Here is an 11,413-nt window from a genome sequence, read left to right as displayed (position 1 = left end):
GACCTTCGGTCCTATCGCAGCCTCGCAGGCTCGGCAGCGGCTACAGGGGTCGCGGCCATATCGGTGTTTTTTGTAGGAGCGAGCTTGCTCGCGATAAACCCACATGGCCTGCGATGTGTCAGGTAGCGCGCGTTATCGTTCACCTCCATCGCGAGCAAGCTCGCTCCTACAGGGGTTAATACATTCCTGCCGGAGTGAACGGGTGCCGTCAGGTCGCCTGGATGCCGCTTTGGGTTGTGTAAGACGCTGTCTGAAAGTGAGGCACTTCGCTTTCATTTGTAAGGCTTTTCCGAGAAACTCCGGGCCGCTTGCGTCTGGGAATGGCACTGTCTAGCCTCGGGTTCGTCACTGGTTTTTCAGTGATCGGGTTTAGCAGCTCGCTTCCAAGTCACGCAGGTATTGCTGTCAGCTCAACCAGCTTTTTTCGGTTGCTGTCATGGCGGCTGTGCGTGGGGCGCCTTCGGGTGCGCCGGGCGTCTTGGACCGGTCTGCTAACCCGCGTACAGCTGCCACCCTCATTCGTTTAGCAGCGGTAGGTGGTGGCTCCATTCCAAGAGGATCCACCATGAAAAAGCTCGTCCCCGATCCGCCCATGCTTTCGCCCAGTCGCGAACGGATCGTTCAGTTGGAAATCCCCAATCAAACCCTTCGTCAGGCGCTGGAAAGTCGCGTTGAGGGGGAGCCTTTGCATTGTGCTTTGCAGGAAACCGGCAGTGCTTCTTTCGGTTGTCGCGACGGTAACGGTCGGCCGTTGTTTGCGGTGCGTGCCGGGGTCAGTGCCGAGGAGGCGTTGTTGCATGTGTCGTTGTTGCTCAAGTGCGCCGAGGAGACGGCGGATGAGATCACCAGTGCCAGCGGCATCGAGCGTGGCTTGATCTGGTCGATGATCCATTCGGTGGAGATGGCGCGGGCGGTGGTGGATGCGTTGCTGGATGGCGCGGGCCGGCAGGGGGTGTTGCGGGAGGGGTGATTGCGCGGTGGTGATGGGGGCCCACTTCCTTGTGGGCTCCTCGTTTTTCCCGTGGTGGGAAGGCGAGGGTCAGACGCGGAAGTGGCTGACCATCATTTGCAGCTGGTTGCCCAGGCGGGCCAGTTCGACGCTGGAGGCGGCGGTTTCATCGCTGGCGGCGGCGGTCTGTTCCGAGACGTCGCGCACGTTGATGATGCTGCGGCTGATTTCCTCGGCCACGGCGCTCTGTTCTTCGGCAGCGGCGGCGATCTGCTGGTTCATCGACTGGATGTTCGACACCGTGCGGGTGATGTTCTCCAGGGAGGCACCGGCCTTGCGGGTCAGGTCGACGCTGCTGTCGGTCAGGCTGCGGCTGTTGTTCATCACCAGGGCCACTTGCTGGGTGCCGTTCTGCAGGCCGGCCACCAGGCCTTCGATTTCCTCGGTGGATTTCTGCGTGCGTTGCGCCAGGGCACGGACTTCGTCGGCGACCACGGCGAAACCGCGACCGGCTTCACCGGCGCGGGCGGCTTCGATGGCGGCGTTGAGGGCCAGCAGGTTGGTCTGTTCGGCCACGGCCTTGATCACGTCCATGACGCTGCCGATCTTCTGGCTTTCTTGTTGCAGCACGGTCATGGCGTCGGTGGAGCGCACCACTTCGCTGGCCAGGCGTTCGATCTGGGCGATGGCTTCGGCCACCACCTTGTCGCCTTCGCGGGCTTCGCCGTCGGCGGCGGAGGCGGCTTGCGAGGCTTCTTCGGCGTTGCGCGCGACTTCCTGCACGGTGGCGGTCATCTCGTGCATGGCGGTGGCCACCTGGTCGGTCTCGATCTTCTGGCTGTTGACCCCGGCGCTGGTTTCTTCGGTGACGGCCGACAGTTCTTCGGCAGCGCTGGCGATCTGGGTCACGCCGTCGCGGATGCCGCCGATCAGTTCGCGCAGGGTCACGCCCATGCGGCCGATGCCTTGTTGCAGCACGCCGAGCTCGTCGCGGCGGGTGACGCGCACGTCCTGGGTCAGGTCGCCGGAGGCGATGCGCTCGACCACGGTCATGGTTTCACGCAACGGACGGGTGATCTGGCGGGTGATGACCACCGCGGCCAGGATGCCCACCAGCAGCGCCAGCAGGGTGCTGATCATTTGCAGGCTGCGGGCCTGGACGCTTTCTTCGTCGCGGCGGTCGAGCTGGAACTGGTACAGCTCTTCGCTCTGGCTGACGATCAGGGCGCCTTGGTCGGTCATTTCCTTGCGCGCCTGGCCGGCTTCGCCGACGGCGGTCTTGAAGGTCAGCAGGGAGCTGCGGTAGTCGCCCAGGGCGGCTTTCAGCTGGCGCAGGGCATCGCCCTGGGTGCTGCTGAAATGGCTGTCCAGCGGGCCCAGTGCGGCAATCGCGGCGTCCATTTGCGCGACGGCGTTGCGTTCGGCGTCCGGGGTGCTGTTGTAGATGTATTCACGGGCTTCGAAGCGCGCCAGCAGGAATTCTTCGCGGGCCTTGGTGATGGCCTGGAACTGCTCGAAGCGCTGGTCGCTCAGGGGCATCTGCTGCACGTGGGCAGTGATGTTGTTGATCAGGTTGCGCGCCGCTTCGGAGTTGCCGTTCATCACCACGCGGGCGGCATTGGCGTTGCGGTAGGCGTTGCGCATCTTGTTCAGGGACGCCTGGTAGGCGCTGATGGTGGCGCCCTGTTCCTTGAGCAGCTTGACGTTGGCCGGGTTCTTGAAGCTGTTCTGCAGCTTCTGCTGCTGGGTCGAGAAGTCGTCCAGGGTGGTCTGCACATTCTGCGCGGCGGTTTCGTCGCCGTTGGTCAGCATGTATTGCAGGCGGGTCACGCGCAGCTTGGTCAGCCCGGCGTTCAATTGGGTGATGTCGCTCATCCAGTTGCTGCGGTCGATCAGACCGCCCAGGCTGGTCCAGCCCGTGATGGCGAGAATGGTAGTCAGGGCCAGGACCAGGCCGAAGCCCAGGCCTAACTTGAGATTGACGCTGATGTTGCCGAACCAGCTATTCATGCAATTCCTCCAGGAACGTTGTGCTTCTTGATCGTGCATCGCTGGAAGATTGTTGTTATTGGTGGCCAGCAAGGATTTGTTCGCAGGTGTGTATCGGCGGCAAGGGCAATAGCTGAAACGATTTCATCGGATTAGTTTTGTGCACCATTTTGGGGCTTTCCAAGGGCCTGATTTCTCTACGGAAACCGCCTGGCCGATTGAGATTTTTTTCACATCCGTTTCACCCCTGGCCCACGCCAGGCTGCCTAGAGTCCGCCCATCGATCGGGTGCCTCGCGCTCGATTGTCATGGGCGGCGGTTAGCTTGGGCGGCGCTGCTCGATTTTATGTCTGGTGGTCATAGGGGCGGCTCGAACGTGACGTCAGGACTCAGTCTTCCGGTGGCAAAACCTGCGCTTGTCGCGAGCCGTTTTGCCCGTTATCGCAACACCCTGGTGATAAGCCTGGTGGCCTTGCTGGTGCTGCCGATGGTGTTCTTTCTGCTCAAGCCCGCGGCGGTGCCGGACCTGGCCCATGGCAACCTGGCCGGAGCCAAGGCGCTGAGCGCTGGCTGGGCCAAGGGCCAGATGATTGTGCTGATTCGTCACGTCGAGCGTTGCGACCATTCCAGGGCCGCTTGCCTGAACCTGCCCGATGGCATCACCGACCGTGCCCGTGACGTGGCGGTGGGCGTCGGCGCGCAGTTCGAGCACCTGGGGCTGGACAAGGCCGACATCTATCACAGCCCGTTGACTCGCGCGGTGCAGACTTCGGGCTATATGTTCAGCAAGGCCGGCAGTGGCGAAGACTGGCTGATCGACTGCAAACGCAGCATGTTGCGCGATGCCCTGGCGCACAAGGTGGCCGGGCGCAACCTGGTGCTGGTGACCCACAGCGAATGCATGGCCGCGCTGGAGAAGCAGCTGAAGCTACCGTCTTCGACCCTGGGCTACGGCGCCTCGTTGTTCGTCTCCACCGATACCCCAGGCGGGCGTCCGCAGATGCTCGGCTTCATCGAAGCCAGCGACTGGCGCTCCGTTGCCTTCAACCGTCCCTGACCGTCCCTTGCCCGAGACCCTGATTATGCAGGCGCTTTCCCGTTCCCGTGCTGATGCGTGGCGTTTTTATAGATGGAACCTGGGCCTGCCGCTGCTGTGCGCGGCGCTGGTGTTCCTGATGTTCGACATGACCCGGATCGACATCGCCTTCAGCGACCTGTTCTTCGATCCGGTGAGCCAGACCTTCCCGCTGGACCATTCCCATCTGTTCGAGAAGATCACCCACAAATGGGCGCGGATCATTCCCAACTGGACGGGGGAGCTGGCGCTTATCGGGCTGCTGCTGTCATTCGTCTGGCCGCTGTTCAAGGGCGCAAGGTTCGGTCGGGGCAAGGCATTCCTGGAGAAGATCCGGGTAGCGCCGGTGCTGCGTTTTACCGCGCGCCATCGCCGGGACTTTTTGTTCGTGGTGGTGGCCTTCGCCCTGTGCACCGGGGCGATTCACTACCTCAAGGGCCACACCAGCGTGTACTGCCCGGTGGAAACCACCCAGTACGCCGGCAAGATCGAGCACAAGGAATGGTATGAGAACTTCGAGCTGTTGAAGACCGCCGGTGACGGCCGCTGCTGGCCGGGCGGCCATGCCTCGGGTGGTTTCACGATGCTGGCGCTGTACTTCGTGGCCCGGCGTTATCGCTGGCGCCATTCCAAGGCGCTGCTGTACGGCTCGCTGGCGCTGGGTTTCGTCTATGGCACCACCCGGGTGCTGCAGGGCTGGCACTACATGTCCCACACCTTCTGGGCGGGGATCGTGGTGTGGCTGACCTGCCTGCTGGTCGCGCTGCTGTTTTATGGCCGGGAACGCCTGGAACAGCCGGTGCTGGCGCACACCGAACCGGAGCCCGGCCCGTCCGCGGTGCCGATCGCAGCGGCGGACCGATAACCTTGCGTCAGTAGCTGACCCAATCGTCGGTGCGAGGCACCTGGCGGGAGAGGGCCAAGGGGTAGTTTTTGGCGCTTGCCGAGGTTTTTTTGCTGATCAGAACTGGTAGGGTGCGCGCCCCGGAGAAAAGAGTTCCCGGGTTTCTGATCTATGGAGTCATGCATGAAACATTTGAGCAAAATCGCCGCCTCTGCGCTGGTGGTCCTGGCCCTGGCCGGCTGCACCGGCACCGCGATGAAAACTCAGCAACTTGATAGCAGCCAGTACACCGTGGTCGGTCACAGCGAAGCAACGGCTACCGGCATCATGCTGTTCGGGGTCATTCCAATCCGGCAGAACAACCGCTTCGTCCGTGCCCAGACCGCCGCCATCCAGGCCAAGGGCGGTGACGCCATGATCAACACCCAGATCCAGGAAAACTGGTTCTGGGCCTGGGTACTGAGCGGTTACACCACCAAGGTCTCCGGCGATGTGGTCAAGCTGAAAACCGTTCAGTGAGACATGGCGGCGCCGGCGCGCAAGCCTGGCGACGAGATTGAAAAAAGGCACCCATGAGGGTAATGCCGGTCAGTTAAGAAAATTGTAGGAGCGGCCGGTCGACGCTCGATTGCCCGCGATGGGCTTGAGGGCGCTGCGTTTACCCAATAAATACGCGCTACCGTTAACGACCATCGCGAGCAAGCTTCGCTCCTACAGTGGATCTTCTTCGCTTAACTGACTGGCATTACCCATGAGGGTGCCTTTTTTATGTGCGCTCACTGTGCCGGTCATTGGCTGACAAAGTAGTAGGCCTGGCGACTGACCGTGACTTTCTTCAGTACCTTGAGCGGTGGCTTGGGGTCTTCCTGCAGGGCCATGACCGCCACGTGAGTCGGCGAGGCGCTGAGGTATTCCTGCAACTGGGCTTCGGTCTGCACATCCTTGAGCAGGCTCTGGGTGTAGAACACGCTGGCGCCGCCCGTGCGCTCGTTGGCCTGATACAGCGCCACCTGTTGCCCGGCGGCCTGCAGCGTCTGAATTTCGGTGATCAGCGGTACGAAGGACAGCTTGCGATCGGCGCGTGGCGCGGCCCACTGCGCGGCCACCAGGTAACTGCACACCACCAGCGCCAGCACGCCAATGGCCAGGCCCCGCCGCTGGCGCCCCACGGCACTCCAGAATCCCTCACCGGCGGCGCGCAGGCGCAGGCGTTCGTACAGCACTGCCGCGTATTCGGCGGCCAGCACCGCCGCGGCCGGGGTCAGCGACATCAGGTACACGGTGCGCTTGCTCGATGCCAGGCACAGCAGGGTGAACTGGGCCAGCAGCCACAGGCTGAAAAACAGCAGGTAGCGGTTTTTCACCAGGCTTTTGCGAAAGTGCCACAGGCCCAGGTAGACCAGGATGTTCCACGGCAGGAAGGCTTGCGGCAGCTTGGCCAGGTAGTAATAGAAGGGCTCGTAGTGCCCGGCCTCGACAAAGGAACCATCGAAGCGCCCGACGCTGTTGGTCCACAGCACTTCGCCCAGGGCCTGCAGGCCACCGCGCTGGTACAGCAGGTAGAGCCAGATCAGCAGCGGCACCAGACCGAGGACGGTGAGCAGGGCGGGCTTGAGCCAGTGGCCGAGGGTGAAGCGCTTTTCGATCAGGCTGTCGGCCAGCAGGTAGGCGAAGATCACCACGCCGGGCATCGCCAGGCCCAGCACGCCCTTGCTCAGGGTGGCGATGGCGATGCCGAGGGCGAACAGCAGCCAGCTCAGGGGGGCCGGCTGGCGTTCGGCCTGGCGCCGTTGGGTCTGGAAAAACGCCAGCAGCGCCAGGGTCACGCCGAGGCTGAGCAGGGCGTCTTCACCGACCCCGCGCACATTGCCCCAGTAACTGGCCATGGTCGCCAGCATGGCGCCGGCCACCCAGGCCACCACCTTCGGGCGGCCGAAGCGGCGCAGCATGGCGTACAGCAGCATGACGCTGAACAGCCCGGCGAAGGCCGAGGCCAGGCGCACCGCCCACGGCGTGCCACCGAATACGCGGATGGCGCTGGCGTCGAGCCACAGGCTCAGCGGCGGCTTTTCCAGAAAGGGCTGGCCGAACAGGCGGGGTGTTACCCAGTCGTCGTCCAGGTGCATCTGCATGGCGATCCCGGCCACCCGGGCTTCGGTGGAACCTTGCAACTGGTGGTTGCCCAGGGCGAAGAAGAACAGCAGAGCGGCAAGCAGAAGCAACAGCGGTGCGGGTCGCGACATGGGGGAACTGCCGAAGAGGTTGCGCCGGGGAGGATCAGGCGCTCCGAGTATACGGAGGCGATTCTTAACAAATCGTGAACGAGCGAGGGATCGGATTGCAGGACAAGCTCCTGCCTGTTGTCCCAGCTGAATGTGACGCACCACGGGGCGTTGAACGGCCGCAAGCAGGTTGCGGCAATCGTCACTACGCTGGAAGGTGCGCCCGGCGGGCCTTCAGCCCCCTGAAAACGCTCCGGGCGCCTTTCTTCCCTACGGCCGAACAGGTGCCTGAACATGCGCAAACTATGGCGAAAGTATCTGGATCTGCTGGACGGCGACCTGAATACGCGGGTCTTCGACAACTTCAAGAACCTGCTGGTCTGCGCCTTGCTGTTCGCCGCCGGGACCAATGCGCTGCACAGCGAGCAACATGTGTTCATGGGCCTGTTCGGCTCCCGCCTGACCGGCTGGGGGCTGATCGCGGTGTCGGCGCTGCTGATGCTGCTCAATGTCAGCGACGGTCTGCGCCGGCTGGCCAAGCTGCCTTACCACCGGGTGCTGCAGGTCGCGCTGTTCCTGCTGTACCTGATCCTGGCGGTGCGGCTGGTGGAGATCGTCTGGAACTTCCGGGCCGAGTAGCCGAAGGCTTTCAGGCGGAGACATTGGCCCCTGTGGCGGCGAACACACAAATGCCCTACAAAAAAACACCTGTCGGCGGCCGCACAAATCCCCTATACAGATAGCGGCCCGCAACTGCCCATGGCGCCAGCGGGCGCCCGTACCACCCACCACTCAGGAGATGGACATGTTCAGGTTCCTTACGGTCACTGAATTAGAGCAAACCCCTCGGCATCGTCATGGCGGCTCCGTCAGCGGAGCCATTGCTGCCTGGGAGCTGAAAAATCTGGCTCTCAATACCAAGGGGTTTGTCATATGTCCAAAGAATTACTCGGAGTTTCTGCTGTAGGGCTGATGGTGCTGGGCGAGTTTTGCGCGATCTACAGCGAAGTGGTCGCCGCCCGCCTGGCGCATACGGGCAACACGTCATGGCCGGACCTGGCGTTGCCCGTGCTGATCATGTGTTTCGCCGGTATCTGCCTGATCGGCGCCTATTGGCTGGGGTACCTGGCGGTGGGCGATATCTGGATGATCACGGTGGTGTCGGTGACCTCGCTGTTGCTGCTCGAACCGCTGGTGATCTGGTCGGTGTTCCGTGAGTTGCCGGGACGCGGCACCTTGATCGGCTGTTGCCTGGGCGCGCTGGGCATGCTCTCGGCGGTCTTTCTGTAACTCGCGCAATGACTCGAATGCGGCCTGGCGGTGATCCCGCCGGGCCGTTTTTTTGTCTGCTGTTTGGCGGTTCGGCGAGGGCTAGGTGGCCGCTTCGCTTTGTGCATCGAAGGCCGCCATGGCCATGGGAATCATCGCCAGCAGTCGCGACTTGCCGATGCCGTCCCGGGCCTGCACCGACAGCCCATGCAGCACCGTGGCATAGCAGTCCCCGAGGGACATCACGTCGGTGCGCTTGGGCAGCTCGCCGGAGCGCACGGCCTGCTCCAGGCGCTCGATGATGGAGCGGGTTCTGTCGCGGCGGTGTTCGGCCAGCCATTCCCTGATGCCGTCGTTGTCCGCCGAGCAATTGGTGGCGGCGGACACCACCATGCAGCCCTGGGGACGGTCGGGCTGGGTATAGAGCTCGACGGCTTCCCTGAGCATGCGCTCGATGGCATTGCGGGCACTGATGTCGTCGCCCAGGGCGGCGTCGGCAAAGGCGCCGTCGCCCGACTCGTAGGCTTCGATGGCTTCGCGAAACAGCGCTTCCTTGGAACCGAAGGCCGCATAGATGCGCGCCGAGGCAATGCCCAGCGCGTCCACCAGATCGGACATGGACGTGGCCTCGAAGCCGCGCTGCCAGAACACATCGCGCGCCTTGTACAGGGCCTGCTTTCGGTCGAATTCGCGGGGTCTGCCAGCCATGTCCAGTTCTCGATGCAAAGGGAGTGCTGCCAATTATTGGTCGATCGACAAAAAAATCAAGCCGTCGTATTGACGGCGTGTCGAGGCTCGCCCTATTTTTTGTTGATCGACAAATAATAGGAGGTTGACGATGAAAACCCTCAAGGGACCGAGCCTGCACCTGGCTCAATTCAGTGATGCGGCAGCGCCATTCAACAGCCTGCCGGCGATTGCCACCTGGGCGGCGGGGCTGGGGTTCAAGGCGCTGCAGGTACCGGCCTGGGATGAGCGGCTGTTCGATGTGCGCCTGGCGGCCAGCAGCCAGGATTATTGCGATGAAGTCAGCGGCACCCTGGCCGAACATGGCCTGGTGATCAGCGAATTGACCACCCACCTGTTCGGCCAGTTGGTGGCCGTGCATCCCGCCTACGACGCCTTGTGTGACGGCTTCGCCCCACCGGCCCTGCGGGGCGACAGTGGCGCCAAGACCCAGTGGGCCCTCGAACAGCTGAAGCTGTCCGCCAAGGCGTCGCGCCGGCTGGGCCTCAGCGACATGGGGACCTTTTCCGGCTCGTTCGCCTGGCCCTATTTCTTTCCCTTTCCACAGCGCCCGGAAGGCCTGGTCGATTCGGCGTTCAATGAGCTGGCCAAGCGCTGGCTGCCGATTCTCGACGCCTGCGACGAGCAGGGGGTGAACCTGTGCTACGAGATCCACCCGGGCGAGGATTTGCATGACGGTGTGACCTTCGAGATGTTCCTGGAGCGGGTCGGCAACCATCCGCGCTGCAAGATGCTCTTCGACCCCAGCCATTTTGTCCTGCAGCAGCTCAATTACCTGGACTACCTGGATATCTACCACGAGTTCATTCGCATGTTTCATGTGAAGGACGCCGAGTTCAATCCCACCGGCCGCCAGGGCATTTACGGCGGTTATCAGCCCTGGGCCGACCGGGCCGGGCGGTTCCGTTCGCTGGGCGACGGGCAGGTGGATTTCAAGGGGATCTTTTCCAAGCTGGCGCTCTATGACTATGCCGGCTGGGCGACCCTGGAGTGGGAGTGCTGCCTGAAAGACCAGGAGCAGGGCGCGCGCGAGGGCGTGGCCTTTATCAACCAGCACATCATCCAGGTGACGGACAAAGTCTTCGACGATTTCGCCGGCGCCCCGGTGGAGCAGGCGCAGATCAACCGACTGCTGGGCATTGCCCAGCCCTCACATCAAGGACGCTGACCATGGATCTTTTCGAGCAGCAGGCGTTTGCCGGGCGTGACTACCGCCACGGCTACGTACAGGTGGACGGTGGGCGCATTCACTATGTCAGTGAGGGCCAGGGCCGGCCTGTGCTGTTGATCCCCGGGTGGCCGCAGACCTGGTTCACCTGGCGCCATGTCATGCAGGCGCTGGCCGGGCAGGGTTACCGGGCGATCGCGGTCGACCTGCCCGGCATGGGCCTGTCCGACCGCCCCGAGCAGGGCTACGACACCGGCACCACGGCGTCGCGCCTGCATGCCCTGATGCTGGAGCTGGGGTACGGCCAGTACTCGGTGGTGGGGCATGACGTCGGCATGTGGGTGGCTTACGCCCTGGCCAGCGACTACCCGCAGGCGGTAGAGAAACTGGCCCTGACGGAGGCGGTGATTCCCGGCCTGGCGGAGGCGCCGGCGATCTTCGCGCCGCCAGGGCAGAACATCTTTCTCTGGCACTTCATGTTCAACCAGTTGCAGGACCTGCCGGAGATGCTGATCGCCGGGCGGGAGGCGCAATACCTGGCCTACATGTTCGAAAAATGGTCGGTGCATCAGCAGCGGGTGGCGGTCGAGACTTATGTCAAAGCCTACTCGGTACCCGGCGGGCTGCGGGGCGGGTTTGCTTATTATCGGGCCATCCCCGAGAGCATCCGGCAGAACCGTGAGCGCGCCAGCCGTGCGTTGGAAATGCCGGTCCTGGCCATTGGCGCCGAACATGCCACCGGCGATGCGCCGCTGCTGACGATGCAGGGCAACGCGCTGAATCTTCAGGGGGCGATAGTGCCGGGGTGTGGTCACTTCATTACCGAGGAGGCGCCCGAGGCCTTTATTGCTCATCTGCTGCCGTTTCTTCGGCAGGAGGGTTGAGCACGGCAAACTGAGCGATCAGGGGGCGTGAGGCGCCAGCCTGTCTTCACGGGTGGGGGCTGATGGAAGGGCAGGTGCCTGGGCCTAGTGCCGATGAGTTAAGTGAACACAGCCCCTTGTAGGAGCGAGCTTGCTCGCGATGGATCTAAGAACGCCGCATTCGCCCAGCAAACGCTGCGTTATCGTTGACGTTCATCGCGAGCAAGCTCGCTCCTACAAAACCTCTTTAGCTGATCGGCATTGGGTGTTTGGGCCGGCATTTTTTG

General features: G+C 63.0%; 11 protein-coding genes and 1 pseudogene. 8 read left to right on the top strand and 4 right to left on the bottom strand.

Annotation, left to right across the window (positions count from 1 at the left end; translation table 11 throughout):
* The first annotated feature begins 565 nt into the window (after positions 1–565).
* Positions 566–970 carry a DUF3077 domain-containing protein gene (locus ACTJKT_RS04715; protein WP_053277363.1) on the top strand — a complete coding sequence of 135 codons (405 nt, stop codon included), beginning with the start codon at positions 566–568 and terminating at the stop codon, positions 968–970.
* A 69-nt stretch (positions 971–1,039) separates the two neighbouring features.
* Here ACTJKT_RS04715 and ACTJKT_RS04710 read toward each other — a convergent pair whose 3' ends face one another.
* On the bottom strand, positions 1,040–1,744 hold the full coding sequence (locus ACTJKT_RS04710) for a methyl-accepting chemotaxis protein (RefSeq protein ID WP_404940393.1): 705 nt from the start codon (positions 1,742–1,744) through the stop codon (positions 1,040–1,042).
* A 201-nt stretch (positions 1,745–1,945) separates the two neighbouring features.
* A pseudogene (locus tag ACTJKT_RS04705) lies at positions 1,946–2,824 on the bottom strand (methyl-accepting chemotaxis protein); the annotation flags it as partial.
* Positions 2,825–3,284: 460 nt separating this feature from the next.
* Between ACTJKT_RS04705 and ACTJKT_RS04700 the strand changes: the two are divergent.
* The 3 genes from ACTJKT_RS04700 to ACTJKT_RS04690 all read left to right on the top strand — a co-directional run bounded on the left by ACTJKT_RS04700 (position 3,285) and on the right by ACTJKT_RS04690 (position 5,376).
* Positions 3,285–3,995, top strand: a complete 711-nt coding sequence (locus tag ACTJKT_RS04700) for a histidine phosphatase family protein (protein WP_440786338.1) — start codon at positions 3,285–3,287, stop codon at positions 3,993–3,995.
* A 25-nt stretch (positions 3,996–4,020) separates the two neighbouring features.
* Positions 4,021–4,878, top strand: a complete 858-nt coding sequence (locus ACTJKT_RS04695; protein WP_440786337.1) for a phosphatase PAP2 family protein — start codon at positions 4,021–4,023, stop codon at positions 4,876–4,878.
* Between the two features lie 162 nt (positions 4,879–5,040).
* Complete coding sequence (locus ACTJKT_RS04690; RefSeq protein WP_028681622.1) at positions 5,041–5,376, top strand: hypothetical protein; 336 nt, start codon at positions 5,041–5,043, stop codon at positions 5,374–5,376.
* Positions 5,377–5,645: 269 nt separating this feature from the next.
* On the opposite strand, the gene ACTJKT_RS04685 is transcribed toward ACTJKT_RS04690, so the two are convergent.
* On the bottom strand, positions 5,646–7,100 hold the full coding sequence (locus ACTJKT_RS04685) for an ArnT family glycosyltransferase (RefSeq protein ID WP_440786336.1): 1,455 nt from the start codon (positions 7,098–7,100) through the stop codon (positions 5,646–5,648).
* Positions 7,101–7,373: 273 nt separating this feature from the next.
* Between ACTJKT_RS04685 and ACTJKT_RS04680 the strand changes: the two genes are divergently transcribed.
* Positions 7,374–7,718, top strand: coding sequence for a hypothetical protein (locus tag ACTJKT_RS04680; protein ID WP_053277373.1), 345 nt, complete (start codon positions 7,374–7,376; stop codon positions 7,716–7,718).
* A 333-nt stretch (positions 7,719–8,051) separates the two neighbouring features.
* Entirely contained in the window at positions 8,052–8,369 is a 318-nt protein-coding gene (locus tag ACTJKT_RS04675) for a hypothetical protein (RefSeq protein ID WP_009046893.1), read from the top strand.
* A gap of 81 nt (positions 8,370–8,450) precedes the next feature.
* On the opposite strand, the gene ACTJKT_RS04670 is transcribed toward ACTJKT_RS04675, so the two are convergent.
* Positions 8,451–9,056 (bottom strand): TetR/AcrR family transcriptional regulator, encoded by a 606-nt coding sequence (locus tag ACTJKT_RS04670; RefSeq protein WP_440786335.1) that lies wholly within the window; start codon positions 9,054–9,056, stop codon positions 8,451–8,453.
* A gap of 130 nt (positions 9,057–9,186) precedes the next feature.
* Between ACTJKT_RS04670 and ACTJKT_RS04665 the strand changes: the two genes are divergently transcribed.
* A complete protein-coding gene (locus ACTJKT_RS04665) occupies positions 9,187–10,263 on the top strand; it encodes a sugar phosphate isomerase/epimerase family protein (protein WP_440786334.1) in 1,077 nt (358 codons plus the stop codon).
* Between the two features lie 2 nt (positions 10,264–10,265).
* A complete protein-coding gene (locus ACTJKT_RS04660; protein ID WP_440786333.1) occupies positions 10,266–11,147 on the top strand; it encodes an alpha/beta fold hydrolase in 882 nt (293 codons plus the stop codon).
* Positions 11,148–11,413: the final 266 nt, after the last annotated feature.

The organism is Pseudomonas sp. 22526, assembly GCF_052044735.1.
GTDB classification, from domain to species: domain Bacteria; phylum Pseudomonadota; class Gammaproteobacteria; order Pseudomonadales; family Pseudomonadaceae; genus Aquipseudomonas; species Aquipseudomonas piscium.
The sequence above is the reverse complement of the archived record's forward strand: the minus strand, read 5'-3'. Positions and strand labels throughout refer to the sequence as shown.